Source organism: Chrysiogenia bacterium (genome assembly GCA_020434085.1).
Lineage (GTDB): Bacteria > JAGRBM01 > JAGRBM01 > JAGRBM01 > JAGRBM01 > JAGRBM01.
The window spans coordinates 1-15,962 of sequence record JAGRBM010000369.1; the positions used below are offsets into that span (position 1 = coordinate 1).

General features: G+C 61.9%; 10 protein-coding genes. 7 read left to right on the plus strand and 3 right to left on the minus strand.

Going from position 1 to position 15,962, the window contains the following annotated elements:
• A partial coding sequence (locus KDH09_12800; protein MCB0220571.1) for a hypothetical protein occupies positions 1–3,581 on the minus strand: 3,581 nt, incomplete at its 3' end.
• Between the two features lie 335 nt (positions 3,582–3,916).
• On the opposite strand from KDH09_12800, the gene KDH09_12805 reads away from it, so the two are divergent.
• Entirely contained in the window at positions 3,917–5,323 is a 1,407-nt protein-coding gene (locus KDH09_12805) for a hypothetical protein (GenBank protein MCB0220572.1), read from the plus strand.
• Between the two features lie 31 nt (positions 5,324–5,354).
• Here the strand turns inward: KDH09_12805 and KDH09_12810 are convergent, their stop codons facing one another.
• Positions 5,355–6,083, minus strand: a complete 729-nt coding sequence (locus KDH09_12810) for a hypothetical protein (GenBank protein ID MCB0220573.1) — start codon at positions 6,081–6,083, stop codon at positions 5,355–5,357.
• 293 nt (positions 6,084–6,376) lie between these two features.
• Entirely contained in the window at positions 6,377–6,751 is a 375-nt protein-coding gene (locus KDH09_12815) for a hypothetical protein (protein ID MCB0220574.1), read from the minus strand.
• Between the two features lie 162 nt (positions 6,752–6,913).
• Between KDH09_12815 and KDH09_12820 the strand changes: the two genes are divergently transcribed.
• The 6 genes from KDH09_12820 to KDH09_12845 are packed head-to-tail and all read left to right on the plus strand — an operon-like array spanning position 6,914 to position 15,368.
• Positions 6,914–7,441 (plus strand): hypothetical protein, encoded by a 528-nt coding sequence (locus KDH09_12820; GenBank protein ID MCB0220575.1) that lies wholly within the window; start codon positions 6,914–6,916, stop codon positions 7,439–7,441.
• Positions 7,438–8,943: an SAM-dependent DNA methyltransferase gene (locus KDH09_12825; protein MCB0220576.1), complete on the plus strand. Its 1,506-nt coding sequence runs from the start codon at positions 7,438–7,440 to the stop codon at positions 8,941–8,943. Before KDH09_12820 ends, KDH09_12825 begins: the two co-directional genes overlap by 4 nt.
• A complete protein-coding gene (locus KDH09_12830) occupies positions 8,940–10,160 on the plus strand; it encodes a restriction endonuclease subunit S (GenBank protein ID MCB0220577.1) in 1,221 nt (406 codons plus the stop codon). Before KDH09_12825 ends, KDH09_12830 begins: the two co-directional genes overlap by 4 nt.
• Positions 10,157–10,768: a transposase gene (locus KDH09_12835; protein MCB0220578.1), complete on the plus strand. Its 612-nt coding sequence runs from the start codon at positions 10,157–10,159 to the stop codon at positions 10,766–10,768. The genes KDH09_12830 and KDH09_12835 overlap by 4 nt, the downstream gene beginning before the upstream one ends.
• Positions 10,765–14,631, plus strand: a complete 3,867-nt coding sequence (locus KDH09_12840) for an HsdR family type I site-specific deoxyribonuclease (protein ID MCB0220579.1) — start codon at positions 10,765–10,767, stop codon at positions 14,629–14,631. Before KDH09_12835 ends, KDH09_12840 begins: the two co-directional genes overlap by 4 nt.
• Complete coding sequence (locus tag KDH09_12845; protein MCB0220580.1) at positions 14,631–15,368, plus strand: M48 family metallopeptidase; 738 nt, start codon at positions 14,631–14,633, stop codon at positions 15,366–15,368. Before KDH09_12840 ends, KDH09_12845 begins: the two co-directional genes overlap by 1 nt.
• Positions 15,369–15,962: the final 594 nt, after the last annotated feature.

Here is a 15,962-nt window from a genome sequence, read left to right on the forward strand (position 1 = left end):
ACGCGGCCCGGAGCCTTGGCCGACTCGGCATCGCCGCCGCTTGCCCGCGAGGGACCGGCCGGCGGCAGGGAGAGCATCCAGCCGACGGTCTCGAAGGTCTCGATCCCCAGGCCCCGGTTTGCAAAGATCTGCGAGAGCGGGTCGGGCGTCTTGAAGTTGGTCAGTTGCAGCACGCCTTCGTCGACCGCCGCAATGGTGACGTAGGTGGGTTCCGAAAGCCTTCCCACGTCCACGCTGACGTCGAGTTTACTGTTGGGGAGAATTTCCTCGGGCGCGGCAATGCTGACGGTCCCGACAAAGCCCTCCGGCTCGATCTTGATCGATTGCACGCCGAACGCGCGCCCGGGCAGGAAGGCTTCCTTCGAGTCAATGTGCGGATCCTTTACCAGGAAGGCGCTGACGTAGACGTTGGGCGCAAAGTCCTCGACCTCGAACTCCCAGCTCACCGTGCCGGTGGCAGCGTCCATCCATTGCGACTCGATGACGTGGTCGGTTTCCAGGGTGAACAGAATCCGGCCGCGGTAGGGAACCTCCGCGTTCGCCTGGGCTTTCTCGCCGACCTTGATCTGCGCGGGTACCTTCAGTGGCAAAGATTTGGGGCGCAGGGGCCTTGGCGTTTCGTCGCGGCGGCTCATGCCCTGGCCTTCATCGAACCACCACCAGAAGTCGTCCTCGAAGTCACCTTCAAGATACAGATCGGTCTCGGCCCTGCCGCTCCGGGCGCGCACGATGTAGCCGACCGCGCGGGAGTTAGGGGTGAGGGTTTCCTTGAATCGCCCGCCGCTCACCGTGACCTTTTGCTTCCCCTCGGAAACAAGCCGCTGGATTCGTTCGTATTTCCACCAGCCGTCACTATCGTCGCGGTACCAGTTGAGCTCCTGCTCCACGTGGTAGAGCTGAAACTCAATCTCCTCTATGTCGGAAACGATCTCGCCGTTCCAGTCCACGACCAGCCCTTCAATCTGAACCGGAGCCCCAGGACCCACGGCCTTGGCGCCCGAGGCGAGGCCCACGTAGTAGCGCTCGGGATGGACGCTCACCCGGGCCGTGCCCGTGGTGCTTCTCCCGCTTCCGGCCTCGAACACCGAAGCCCGCGCCACCATCTCACCGGGTCCGCGGAAAGCGCCCGCTTCCAGGGGGCTGGGGCAGATCGCATCGGCGTGTCCCTTCTTGCCCAGCACGCCGGTCAGGTTGCCGACCAGCAGCGTGCGTTGTTTCGATTTCTCGGGATTCCAGACGCCGTAGGTGAACTCGGTGTTTTTCGGCGGCCGGAAACCCGTCGGCTTGAGCTGGCAGCTCACCTCGTAGCGACTGCCCTCGGCGTCGCCACCGAAGAGGTACTCGGCGTCGATTGCGACGGGCACGGTCTGGTTGATGAGATAGGGGCCCTCGCCGGGCTTCACCTTGACCCGCATACGTTCGGGAACAAATTCCTCGACATTGAAGCCATACTGCGCGATCTGCGTCTTGGCGATCTCCAGGCTGAGCTTGTAGGCGCCGGTGTCTGCGAAGTCGGCGAACTGTTGATCGTAAGCGACAATGCCCGCGTCGTTGGTCTTGAGCGCCCGGCGTGCCAGGACTCTGCCTCGCGGATCGGTGAGGATGAGTTCCACGGGCATTTCCGCCGTCGGGGCGACGTAGGATTTGTCGCGCACGATGCCGACCAGGTGCGCCGTCTCGCCCGGACGGTAGACGCCGCGATCGCTGTAGAGAGCCGCGGAATAGGCGGCCGCGCGCTCGTATGGCTCGCCCTGCACCTGCGAGCCTTCGAGATCGACCTCCAGCTCGCTGAATTTCAGAAAGGTGAAGTCATTCCCCTTTGTGGCCACGATGGCGAACGGCGGGCTCTTGTCTTCTCCCGCCGGCCCGGCCTCCAGCACGCACCCGCCGCCTCCTCCGCTCGTGCATTCGGCGACGGCCCTGCCGCTCTTGGTGATCCACTTGATCCGCGCGCCCGAGGCAGGCGCGGCGGTGTGGGCGTCGATGGCCCAGACGTTGAGGTGCTTGCCCCATCCGTCGGGCGAGGGGGCGCTGCTTCGCTTGACGATGAGATTCAGATTCGTCAGTGCAATCCGGGCGGTGTCGCGCTTGCCTTTCGCCGTGACGGTAAGTTCATAAACACCGCGCTCGGGACTTGGAACCAGCGCCTCCAGATCGATCCAGCTCGTTTTCTGTTCGTCGAGCTGACCGGAGACGCGGAGCGTCTTCTGCAACACGAGATCGGAGGTCCGGTCATCGGTCTGCTCGCTCTCGCCGCTGAGCCAGTAGACGACATTCTGTGCGCCCACGTGGCGCACGGAGAGCACCAATTCATCGACGTTGAGATGGCGAAGCGGAAGATTGCCCCAGCTGTCGGCGGGCAGGTAGCGACCCTTCGAACCGAACGCGACGCTGGGGCTGCGCTCGGGTACGGTAAACAGCGTCTCGTAGGTCTCACCCAGCACGCCGCCGTCTTCGGAGCGCGCGCCCGCGTCGATGCGCATGCGGTAGCTCCCGCGCGCGAAGTCGCCCAGCAGCCGGAATCCCCGCCGGGTGGCGGAGACACTGACCTGTACCGGCGGGTCGAAGTGAACCGCCGTCTCCACGTCTTCGGGCCGCAGAACGCAACGATCAGAAATGTAGATGTAGTCGCGGCGCATACTGTCCCAGCGGTAGTAGTTCTTGCCGCCGGCCGCGCGGTCGTCGCAGACGACTTCGATGAAGTGGCCCGATGCGCCTTCCTTGCGATTGGCTTCGAAGATGGTGAGTGCTTCGCCGAGTTTGACCAGAAGCCGCTCCTCGGTGGCGGGCGCTCTAACCGAGCGGTCGCCTGCCAACTGGACGCCATCCTGCATGACGAACTGCACCTGCGCCTGGGTCTTCGCCGTCGAGGGACGGAGCTTCACACGCGCCACGTTCGGCCGGTCCGCCGCCTGGTAGCTGACATCGGTTACGCCCGCACCGTCGATGAGCCAACGACTCGATTGCCGCAGGCTTCCCAGATCCACCGGCGCGGAAAAGACGAGATCGAGCTCCGCCTGAAGGGTGCGCTGGACCTTGTTCACCTTGTGGGGCGAGACGCGCACGAGGCGGAAGGCGGGTGCCTCGAACGCGAAGTCCCATGCGTTGGCACTGGGCGGTTCGAGCACGCCGTCCTTGGTTTCGAGTTTCTCCAAAGATGCAGTGAACCTGGTGGCGGGCGGCAGCGGCTTCTCGGGCTCGAAGAGCAGGCTCGCTGGACCGGTTCGCATCAGCCTTCCGCTGACCTCGGGCGAGAGGGAAAGAACGGTCTTGTCGGAGACCGCCTGATTCACCTGCTCGGGCTCGAACACGATTTGGGAGAAGGAAATTTCGATCTGGTGGGGAACGACGCCCTCTTCGCCGATGAGCCGGAAGAACGGGCGCACCTGTGCCGCGGTAACGGCGGGCCTGGTCGAGACTTCCTTCGGGCCGGTATCGGGAACCTGCGTGGGGGCGGACCTCGCCGCGACTTTCTTTTCGTCTTTCCTGATTTCTCCCTTGCAGCTCAAAGCCCCGGTTGCCAGAAGACAGGCAAACACGGCGGCAAGCGCGCAGGTACGGACACGGATGGAAATCTGCATGGAACCCTCCCCCTGAAAAATCGCTGCAGGTGTGACCCGCGAATAGTACGGGAAGGGGCGCTGGAGGGCAATGACGGGGGCCAAGTGACCGATAATGCGTCGGTTGGCGTGTGGGAGACACGAGGTACCAGTCTCGGCGAGATAGGGGCGGGGCCCCTTGGCTGCCACGAGATTGCCGCGTGGTGATGCACCGGTTGAATCCTCGTTACCACGTGGCGATTCGAGGCTGTCGTCATCATTCCAGCTCCCGGTATCCAGGAGTTGCGCACAGCTTTCCTTTGCGAACACGCATGGCGAGCTTACGGCCGAGCACATCGCTCGAAAGGAAATCCGCCATGTCCGACCAGAATGAAATCTACCCCGATGGGGAAAGCCGAGTTTACACTCCTGGGCCCGAGCCTGCGTATACAGAGCCACGCAGGGCCCAAGCCGAACCGGCGAGGGCGGAACCCGCACCCGTAACGGAGAAGCCCTCCCGCAAGAGCCTCCTCGCCGAGGAGGCGCAGACGCTCTCGGAAATCATCGCATCGCTGGGCGGCGCAACTGCGGGGCGCCTCAAGCTCTGCGTGCAGCGAAATGTCCGCGGGATCGGCTGGAAGTCCCTGCGGGCGATCCAGATCGAGGAGTGGATGATTGACAATGGTCTCGACGTGCCCGAAGTCGTAGGGGAGGCCTATGGCGACGGCTTCTACCGCTGGCAGCTCCGTTATGCCGGAAGATTCCTGCGCAAGGGGGATTGCCATTTGGAGGGCTATGAGCACGTCCGCGACGACGCAATTCCGCCGCCCGATAGCGAGGATATGCCGCAGGTTGATCTTGTGCAGCTCCTCGAACAGCTTCGCAAGGAAATGCGCGACGAAATCAGGACCGCGACCGCGATGCCGCAGACGCTCTCGGGTCAGGGGGATCAGCTCAAGGCCGTGATGGAACCGCTCATGCGCTTCCTCGAATCGAAATTCCCCGGACAGCCCACCAAGCCCCAGGGCGCCGATCCAACGGTGACAGCTCTCATCTCGATGATGGCGCAGCAGACCAACACGTTCATGCAGGTCATGGCGCAGGGGATGACTCACGCGCCCGCATCGGCGCAGCCCACGCTCACCGAGAACGTGCGTGTGCTCAAGGAGATCATGGAAGTGGCGCGGGGGCTCAGCACGCCGCAGTTTGCTCCATATGAAGACTCAGAAGATACGTATGACGATGCAATCCCCGACCTTCTCGCTCCGTTGCAGGAACAGCCCGCCGCGCCGCAGGGAAATCCGATCATGGATCAGCTGGGCAAGAGTGTCAGCGCGGCGGCGAATCGGCTGCTGACCAATCTCGTGCAGGTGGGGGAGGAGAGGCTCGCCGAGCAAGTCACCCAGATGGCCGGGGCACAGCAGGCGCCCGCGCAGGCGGCTCAGACTGCTCCGGTTCAGAACGCCGAGAGCGCGTCCTCAGCAGCGGACCCCGCCCAGGAGATCGAGATCCTCTGCGATGCCCTCGATCACTGCATCACGTATCAGATCCCGCCAGAGCGACTCGCCAGGGAACTGGCCTCCACCTATCCACCCGAAACGCTGCAGCAACTCACTGCCGAGGGCATTGACGCCCGGCAACTCGCTGACGGACTGGCCATCATGGGCAAACCGGAGCTCGCACAAAAACTGCGCGAACCGGCGTATGCGGAGTATCTGGAAAAGCTGATCGGGGCGTTGCGGGAGAGAACCCTGGGGGCTTTACCCGATGGCTTGGATTCTTGATATGAAAATCTGGAAGGAGGTGACCGGGGTGCTATGCCAGATCCTCGCGGATGGGGTTCATCTGCTCCCACCATGAACGAGTGAACCACGTTTCCGTGAACTTCCCTTCGAGTTCCATCGCCAGTTGGGCCCGTTGCTCTATCGAAAATCCCGAGTCGACGCCCCACCCAGAGCGGATACGAACTCGGCTCCATGCGCCGCTGGGAAGCCTTTCGATTTCAAGAATCTCCGCGCGCCCGTTGCCGTAGGAAAGACCCACATAGGTCTCGCCGATTTGAGGGTCGGCATTGAAGTCTGGCGACTTCAGGTCGCGCGCCCGGGCCACGAGATGGTTCAGCCGGAACGGCCATGCGGAGGAGGGAGTTTCGCTGGGCCGGGGGGCTCGAACGGGGCAGCTCTCGCGGGGGTCGCATCGCCGATGGCGTTCAAAGCTGTGACGGGCGAGCAAAAGGCAGCAAGCGTTGGCACCGCTCAATACCGGGGAAAGGACTTGCTCGGGATCATCCTCCCACGTGCAGACAGGGCAGACGTCATACCGGCCAAGTGCCGCGAGCGTGAAACAGAAACAAACGGGGCACTGGTTCAGTCCATTCCAATCCGATGCCAGCGACAGGCTCTGGACGAACACTTCGAGATCCTGGAGCCAGCAAAGCCGACCTGGAAGTGAGCCGACATCTTCCCGGAAGCTCAATCCAAAGGGCTTGCGGTGTCCATGTTCAAGCCAGCATTGCTCCCTGGCATTGGCGCCGTAGGGATACATGTGCGGGCGCCTGGAAAAGCCAATGCGGTAAGTCAGCTCGAAATCCCGGTGAGCGATCTCCCACCTGCCGTCGACGTGGGGCGGATCCCAAGACTCTGCGTCAATTCGCCAGCCCTCGGCGATCAGGCGTTTGCGAAGCAGTTGTCGGTGCCAGCCTGGCATGTAATCCCTCGAAATAACCGGTGCCGATCGACCGCGCACCGATGGACTCCCGAGATTTTGGCAGCTGGATATGTCACCTGCTGTCACACCTCTCCGGGAACCTCAACAAAACGAACCCGGAGGAGGGACAATCACAGGGAGAGCGTCCCTTGAATGGTGACGGTAGTTCCTACCGGCAAAAGACCGCTGGGCGTGACGGCGACATCGGTAAGGCTTGGGACATCGCCGAGTTCGCAGGATGCGTAACTCGGCGAGACGAGCGCTGGATTCCCGGGGCCCTGGATGGTGGCCTCAAATTGGACTTTGGTCGCGCCGGACTGGATTTCTTCGGAAATGCGGTCGTATTCGGGCCCGTCCACATCGATGTAGACATCGGCGCCTGGGCTTCCTCCAGTCAGCTTGCCCTCAAGGGGGTTTAGAGGGGGACTTAGGTTTAGTAATTTGTTCATCTGCAATTCTCCTAAAATAATATTTTGATACTGCACTTGTAATTTACGAATCATCATCTATGCTTATTATAACACACGGGAGCCCGGACTCTCTCGGGAAGGCAAAAAAACTTGCTGGAAGCCCTGAAAAAGCCCGAAAAGCCCTCCTGGCGCCCCCTTGGGGAGCTAGCGGAGCTTTTTTCCGGCCTCCCGCTGCACCGGAAGCGGGCCCTTGCCGGGATGGCTGCGCCGGTCGTCCAGGTGGGGGACCTCCAGGGGGCCGAGGATCCCGAATGGCGGCTTGGCCGGGTTTCGGTGCCCGATCTGGGGCGCCACCGGCGCTTTCACCTTCGGGCGGGCGACGTGGCCATCGCCACCAAGGGGGCGGGCTTTCGCACCGCCCTCGTGCCGGCGCGCTGGGCGGGAGCGATCCTGACGGGGAACCTCATCGGCATCCGGGCTAGGGGGGAAGTCCTGCCCGAACTCCTCCATGCCTGGCTCTCGGGGGAGGAAACCCGCTGGCTCCTCGAATCGCGGGCCACGGGGTCGCGTCTGCTCAACATTTCTCTTAAATCTATCACGGAAGTGCCCGTGCCCGTTCTGCCCATGGCGGAGCAGGAACGCCTGGCCGAGCTGCTTCGGGCAAGCCGGGAACAGAGCGAGCAGGCGCTGCTGGCCTCGCGCCTCCGCACAAGAATTTCGCAAAAGATCGTTGCCGATGCTCTGCGCGGCGCGGAGTCATCCGACATCGGGGGAAACCGTTCATGAAAGTTATGACCACGACCCAGCTCTTCAGCCACATCTGGAAGGCCGCTGACATCCTGCGCGGCTCCATCGACTCGTCCGACTACAAGGGCTTTATCTTCGCCATGATGTTTTTGAAGCGTGCCTCCGACGTCTTCGACGAAGAGGCCGAGCGCATTCTGAAAGAAACCGGCGATGAGAAACTTGCCTACGACGAGCCCGACGAGCACCCGATCTTTGTGCCCAGGCGCGCGCGCTGGGAGGAGCTTCGCAAGAAATCCGCTCAGATCGGCGACGCCCTGAACAAGGCCTGCGAGGCCCTTGAAGAAGCCAACCCCACGCTCGAAGGCGTGCTGGCCGGCATCGACTTCAACGACGAGCACAGACTCGGTGATGCCAAGCAGCGCGACACCCTGCTCGCGCGGCTCATCCTGCATTTCTCGGAAGTCAGCCTGCGCAATGACGCGCTGCCGAAATCGGACGTGCTGGGTGACGTCTACGAATACCTTATCGAGAAATTTGCCGATGACGCCGGCAAGAAGGGCGGCGAGTTCTACACGCCCCACGGCGTCGTGAAGCTCCTAGTGGAGCTTCTCGACCCCAAAGAGGGGATGCGCATCTGCGACCCGACCTGCGGCTCGGGCGGCATGCTTATTGAGTGCGCCCGGCACGTGAAGGGCGCGGGCGGCAATGTGCGCAACCTCTCGCTCTACGGGCAGGAAAAGAATCTGGGGACCTGGTCCATTGCCAAGATGAACCTCATCTTCCACGGCATCCGCGACGCGCGCATCGAGAAGGGCGACACCATCGCCCAGCCCAAACTCCTCGAACAGGGCGAACTCATGCTCTTCGACCGGGTGATTGCCAATCCCCCGTTCAGTCTCAAGGAATGGGGGCGCACTGCCGCCGAGGCCGACAGGTACGGGCGCTTCCGTTTCGGCATTCCGCCCGCCAGCAAGGGGGACATGGCGTTTCTGCAGCACATGGTGGCGAGTTTGAACTCCAAAGGCATGATGGGCGTCGTCATGCCCCACGGCGTCCTCTTCCGCGGGGCGAGCGAGGGGAAAATCCGCGAGGAGATCCTCAAGGAGGACTTGCTCGAAGCGGTCATCGGCCTGCCGCCGAATCTCTTTTATGGCACGGGCATCCCGGCCGCGATTCTCATCCTGCGCGCCAAAGGTGCCAAGCCCAGGGGCCGCAAGGGCAAGGTGCTCTTCATCCACGCGACCGAGGGATTCGAGAGCGCGCCCAACCAGAACAAGCTGCGCGAGCAGGACATCGCGCGCATCGTCGCGGCCTTTCGCGCGTTCAAGGACGAAGAAAAATTCGCCCGCGCCGTGCCGCTCGAAGAGATCGCGCAGAACGCGTTCAACCTCAATATTTCCCGCTACGTGGACCTGACCGAGGAAGAAGAAATCCCCGACGTTCGCGAGGCGCTCAAAGCCCTGCGCGAGGCCGAGAAGCGCCGCGACGAGGCCGAGAAGAAAATGAACAAGATGCTCAAGGAGCTGGGGTTCGAGGGATGAGCCGCAAACTTTCAAAAGGCTGGCGCCGCGTGCGGCTTGGTGAGGTCGTTCAAGAGCGCCCTGAGTTCATCACGGTTTGGGATGAACGTGTCTATAAACGGATCACACTTCGCCTTCGTAATCAGGGGATTGCGTTGAGGGATGAGGTGCATGGGCACAAGTTGCGGACAAAAAAACAACGTGTCGTGCGCGCGGGTGATCTGGTAGTCGCCGAGATCGATGCCAAGATGGGTGGCTTCGGGATTGCGCCACCTGAGACTGAAGGAGCCATCGTCAGCAGTCATTACTACCTATTTACTGTCGATCAAGCCAAGTGCGACCTGGGGTATCTGGACGCGTGCATCCGCAAGGGGATGTTGCACCGGCAGGTATTTGCCGTTGGATCGACCAACTATGCGGCGATTCGTTCCCGCGACGTACTCGATTATCGCATTCCGCTCCCTCCAATGTCTGATCAAAAGCGCATCGCCGACGCCCTGCGCGTGATGGACGATGCCATCCGCGCCAATGAGGAAGTCCTGGAATGCACCCGCGCGTTCAAGAAATCGCTGGCTCACGAACTCCTGACCCGCGGCATTCCGGGCCGGCACACGCGGTTCAAGGACTCGCCGCTGGGGAAGATTCCGGCGGAGTGGGAGGTGAAGAGGTTGGGGGATGTGGCGGGTTTATCTTCTGGCGGAACGCCCGCCCGTGGTAATCCTTCTTATTGGGGCGGCAAAATTTTGTGGGTAAAGACCGGAGAGATAGATTTCAATATCATTGAAGACACTGAAGAGAAGATTACGCAGACAGGGCTCGATAACTCTGCGGCAAAGATTGTTCCCCGAGGCGCTATTCTTATGGCGTTGTATGGACAAGGCAAAACGCGTGGCAAGGTGGCACGCTTAGGGAAACCCGCTGCTACAAATCAAGCATGCGCGGTTATTGAAGCACCCGAGGACCTTGATGCTGATTACCTGTATCACTACTTGGCGGCTAATTACTTGAGGTTCCGGGCATTGAGTAACGATGGAAGCCAGAAGAATCTCAGCCTCGTCTTAATTCGAGATTTCCCTGTCCCAATTCCCACCAAAGGCGAACAACAAGAAATCGCTTCTACCTTGGAAGCATGTGTAAACCAAACCCCAGCGCTCGAATGCACGCGGGAGAGTCTAGACGCAACGAAAAGCCGGATGCGCGATGCCCTTCTGGCCGGGGCCCTGGGAGGTGCGGCATGAGCGTGTCCGCGCAGAGGCGGCAGCGGCGGTCGATCCGGTTGCGCGGGTACGATTACACGCGGGCCGGCGCGTATTTCTTGACGATCTGCGCGCGCGGGCGTGAGTGCCTCTTTGGTGAGGTGGCGGAGGGCACGGTTCGGCTGAGCGATTCCGGACGCGCGGTGGAAGCCGCGTGGCACGGTCTGCCGGAGCATTACCCGCATGTGGACCTGGATGCGTTCGTTGTCATGCCCAACCATGTTCACGGGATCATTGTTTTGTCGGATCCCGACGTAGGGGCGGGTTTAAAACCCGCCCCTACCGAAAATGCCGTGGTGGAAATGGACCGGGCGGGTTTAAAACCCGCCCCTACGGGGACACATCACGGGTTGCCCGAAATCGTGCGGGCGTTCAAGACGTTCTCGGCCCGTCGGATCAACGCGCTGCGGGGCACGCCGGGCGTTCCGGTCTGGCAACGAAATTACTACGAACACATCGTTCGTGATGATGACGATCTGGCTCGGATTCGTGAATACATCGCAAACAATCCGATCGGGTGGGGAGGCGACCGGGAGAATCCGGCAAATGCCGGCCGGGTGGAGCGTTTTCCCGACGAGGATGCGCCATGACCCTCCCCACCACCCTCACCCGCATCGACGCGCTGCTCGCCCGCTGGCGGGCGCGGGTTCCGCTTTCGGAGCGGGATCTCGCGCAGCTGCGCGCGCACTGGGAGGTGGTGCATACCTACAATTCCAACGCAATCGAGGGGAACACGCTCACCCTGGGGGAGACGAAGGCGGTCCTGCTGGACGGGATCACGATCAGCGGCAAGCCCCTGCGGGAGATCCTCGAAGTCACGAACCATCGCGAGGCCATGCGGCTTCTCTACCGCTTTTCCGAATCGAAGACGCCCGTGAGCGAGGCGGAGATTCTGGACCTGCACCGGCTTATCCTCACCGGCATCCAGGCCGACGACGCCGGGCGCTATCGCCGCACCGGCGTTCGCGTGGCGGGATCGCAGCACGTCTTTCCCAATCCGGCGAAAGTGCCGGCGCTGATGGAGGAATTCGTTTCTGCCGTCGGTGCCTGGGACGACCACCCGGTGCTGGTGGCGGCCCGGGCGCATTTCAAACTCGTGGCGATCCACCCCTTCGCCGACGGCAACGGCCGCACAGCGCGGCTCCTCATGAATCTGCTGCTCATGCGCGGGGGTTGCCCGCCCGCCTATCTGAAAGTCGAACGCCGGGGGCTCTACTACGATGCGCTGGAAGAAGGGCATACCAGGGGCACCGCCCGTTTCGAGGAATTCATCGCGAACGCGGTGCGCGAATCGCTGGAGGAAACCCTTGCGGCATTGGGCGAGGAACCGGCGGAGATCGTAGGGGCGGGTTTGAAACCCGCCCCTACGGGGGAGATTGCGGCGACGGGGCGGGGATACCGGCGCGGCGACTATGGGTTTGGGAAGAAGCTCTGGCCCGAAGAGAAGGAATCGGAACTCCCGGCGCTGGAGTTGCTCGAAAATCTGGGCTGGACCTTCGTGCCGGCCGCCGAACTCGACGGCGAGCGCGAGGGGGAGCGCGACCTCATCCTGAACGCGCGACTCGAACGCGCCCTGCGGCGCCTGAATCCCTGGCTTTCAGAGGAAAACGTGCGCAAGGCCGCACGCGCCGTGACGCATGTTCAGGCGACGGGGCTCATCGAGGCGAATGAGAAGATCCACCGCCACCTCGTCCACACGCTCTCGGTGGAGCAGGACACCGGCGACGGGCGAGGGCGCATCGGCCGGGACGTGCGCTTCATCGACTTTGCGCAGCCCGAAAGCAACGACTTCGTGGTGACGCGCCAGTTCGAGGTGATCGGCACCCGCAAGTTGGTGCGCTTCGACCTCGTGTGCTTTGTGAACGGCCTGCCGCTCGCCGTGATCGAGTGCAAGGCTGCCGGTTTGGGCGAAAAATGGTTTGAGCAGGCGAGCACGCAGCTCGACCGCTACCAGGAGGCGGGCGATGCCTGGTACGGACAGGGTGTGCCGCGCGCGTTCGAGGCGGTGCAGGTACTGGCGGCCGTGGCGGGGCCAACGGGCGCGCGGCTCGGCACGGTGCTCACGCCCGGGCGCCACTTTGGCGAGTGGCGCGAGCCCTGGCCGCTCCCGCGCGATCAGATTGAAGACGATCTCGGCCGCAAGGCCACGCCCCAGGACATCCTGCTGGCGAGCGCCTTTACTCCCGCTGCGCTGCTGGACCTCGTCGCCAATTTCACCGTTTTCGAGCCCGAAGGCGGACGAGTCATCCGCAAGCTCGCGCGCTACCAGCAATTCATCGCTGTGAACAAGGCACTGGAGCGAATTCATGGCGCGCCAGAGCCGGAAAAGCGAGGCGGGATCGTCTGGCATACCCAAGGCTCGGGCAAGTCGCTCACGATGCTCTGGCTCGCGGTGAAGCTGCGCCGCATCGAGGCGCTGCAGAATCCTACGCTCGTTATCGTGACGGACCGGACCGATCTTGATGCGCAGATTCACGAGACCTTCGACCGGTGCGGCTTTCCCAATCCCGAAAGAGCCAAGAGCGTGAAGAATCTCCAGGAGCTTCTGCGCGGCGGATCGGGTCTCACTGTGATGACGACGATTCAAAAATTTCAGGATGTTTCAGGTGGGCGAGGGGAATCGCTCTCGGAGGAACCGAACATTTTCGTTCTGGTGGACGAGGCGCACCGCACCCAGTACAAGTCGCTTGCCGCCAACATGCGCAAGGCGCTTCCGAACGCCTGTTTTCTCGGCTTCACCGGCACGCCCATCGACAAGAACGACCGCTCCACGGCGCGGGTCTTCGGGCCCTACATCCATACCTATCCGATCCAGCAGGCCGTGGCGGATGGAGCCACCGTGCCGATCTACTACGAGAGCCGCCTGCCGGAACTCCGTGTGGAAGGGGAGACACTGGACGCGGTTTTCGAGCGGATCTTTCAGGATCGGAACGAAGACGAGCGCGCGGCGATCAAGAGCCGCTTCGCGACTTTGGAAGCTATTGCCGGCGCGCCCAAGCGCATCGAGCGCATCTGTCTCGATCTGATCGAGCACTTCGAGAAGCACATTCATCCCAACGGTTTCAAGGCCCAGGTGGTGGCCTGCTCGCGCGACGCGGCGGTGACGTATCTGGAGGCGCTGGAGAAACTCGGCGCGCCTCAGGCTGCGATCATCATGTCGTCGTCCCACAACGACCCCGAGCGTCTGACGCGCCACAAGAAGACAAAGACCGAGCAGAAGGTGCTCATCGAGCGGTTCAAGAACCGTGACGATCCCCTCTCGATCCTCGTGGTCTGCGACATGCTGCTCACAGGCTTCGATGCGCCGGTGGAACAGGTGATGTACCTGGACGCGCCGCTGCGAGAGCACGGCCTGTTGCAGGCCATCGCCCGCGTGAACCGCCGCGCCGAGGGCAAAGACGGAGTTGAGAAAGATTACGGCCTTGTGGTCGATTACTGGGGCATTTCCCAGGAACTCCAGGATGCGCTGGCGATTTTCGATCCCAAGGACATTCAGGGAACGCTGACGGACATTCGCGACGAACTCCCGCGGCTGCAACAACGCCATCGTCGCGTGATGCGCTACTTCGAGAAGGTTCCAAAAGACGATCTCGAATCCTGCATCCGCGCCCTCGAACCGGAGGATCGCCGTGCGGAATTCGAAGCGGAGTTCCGCAAATTCGTCCAGAGCCTCGACATGGTTCTGCCCGATCCCGAAGGACTCGCCTACAAGGCCGATCTCCATTGGCTTGCGAAGCTGCGGGCCGCTGCCAGGGCGCGGTTCATCGATCCGCGCATGGATCTCACCGGTTGCGGTGCCAAAGTGAAAAAACTCATCGAGGAGTACCTTCGGGCGGAGGGGATTAGTCAGATCTTGGAACCAGTTGATATTTTCTCCAAGCGCTTTGACGAGGAAGTTGCCAAGCTCCGCTCGCCCGACGCCAAGGCCAGCAGGATGGAGCACGCGATCCGCCATGAAATCAACGTCCAAATTGAGCGGGATCCGATTTTCTACCAGAGGCTTTCCGACCGGCTGGAGGAGCTGATCCGCGAGCGGCGGGAAGGGCGCCTCAAGGCAGCTGAGGAATTGCGCCGCCTGGAGACGATACGCGAAAAAATGCGCGGGCGTGAAAAAGGAGAAGGGAAAGCCGGGCTTTCTCCCGACGCGGCGGCGTTCCTCGATCTTCTGAAAACCACTGAACGGGATGAGAGCGATGGCGGCGATGAGATCGCCGAAGAACCGGCTGCCTATGGAGCAGTGTCTGGGCCGGACGGTCAGGTGAAGCTGGTGAAGGAAATCCTCGGTTCCCTCGAACTGTTGGCCGTGATCGATTGGACGCAGAAGGAGGACGTGCAGCGCGAAATGCGCCGCCGGATCAAACGTCACCTGCGTGCCGCCGGGTATGACGGGATGCCGCTCGAAAACCTTACGACGAAGATGATGGACCTGGCGCGGGTCCGCCTTGCACGCTGATGGCCACCGCATCCAGAGCTATCGAGTTTGGCAATACCCGGATTTACTATCGGCTTCGCCGAGGAAAACGGCAGAAGACGGTTGGCATTGCGATCGATCCGGTACAAGGGGTTCTCGTTCGAGCACCTCACGGTCTTCCCGTGGTCGAAGTGGACCGGATCGTTCGCCGCAAAGCCCGGTGGATTGTTTCCAGAATGGATCGTAGCGCCGGCGTTCCAGTGGCCCAGGCGGCTAGGGAATTTGTCAGCGGGGAGTCCTTTTCTTACTTGGGACGAAATTATCGCCTCAAGGTTATTCGCAGTCGGCGTTCGGAAACTTCTGTGAAGCTCGTCGGCGGTCGCTTTTTGGTCGAGGTTGGAAAGGGAATTCCCAAGCGCAGGCAAGCGGAAGAAATCCGCGGCGCCTTGGTGGATTGGTATCGCGCGCACGCCTTGGACAAACTCCGAAGCCGCGTGCACCTTCTGGCCCCAAAGCTTGGACTGGAACCGCCCGAGGTTCTGATCCGGGACCAGCGCAGGCGCTGGGCGAGCTGTGATTCGAGAGGGTGCCTCCGTTTTAACTGGCGCATCGCGATGGCGCCCCTGTCCCTCGTGGATTACGTTGTGGCTCACGAACTCTGCCACCTTGTCTACCACGACCACTCGGTACGTTTCTGGCGCGCCCTGCGCCAGCTCCTTCCGGATTTCGAGACCCGCAAGGAACGACTCGCCCTGGAGGGGCCGAGATTCATACTCTGACCCGCCAGGTCACCTTGGGCGAAAGGGACGTCTCCTTCCAGGAGGGCATGAGAGAGGGGGGGGACGAGTCTGCGCGGAAGTGGGCAACATCCCAGCAACTGGATAGTGGGCACTTCCGGGGGCACCTAAGAATCAGTATTGAGCTACTCCGGTCACAGATGAGTCAACACAGGCCTGTCATTGGACTTGTTGATTCATACCCCAACGCCCCATATCCGCACACATCCGTTTTTCGGGCATGCAGACTAGAACCGAAACCTGACGTTCTATGTAGTCGTAATTGCCGATCTCGGCATTTTCGGAGTCGCAATGGCACCGAAGGCGTTCTCGAAGTCTACAAGGATCTGGTCTTCACTGATGGGTGTGACTTGGCTCACGCTGCTGATGGCTCTCGCAACCTTGCCTCGCGTTCGGGCTGCCCACACTTAGTTTCGAATGGAGATTGAATGGCAGCAGGTTGAGTGCTACTAACCCCGCGTTCTGCCACAGTGTACGTGGGTTGTGGCGGGCAGGTGGCGCAGGTCAGGGGCGAGCGAACTGACCGGCGTCTTCTCTTTGACTCCCAAACCGGTGAAGGCGGGGCGGGGGATGGGC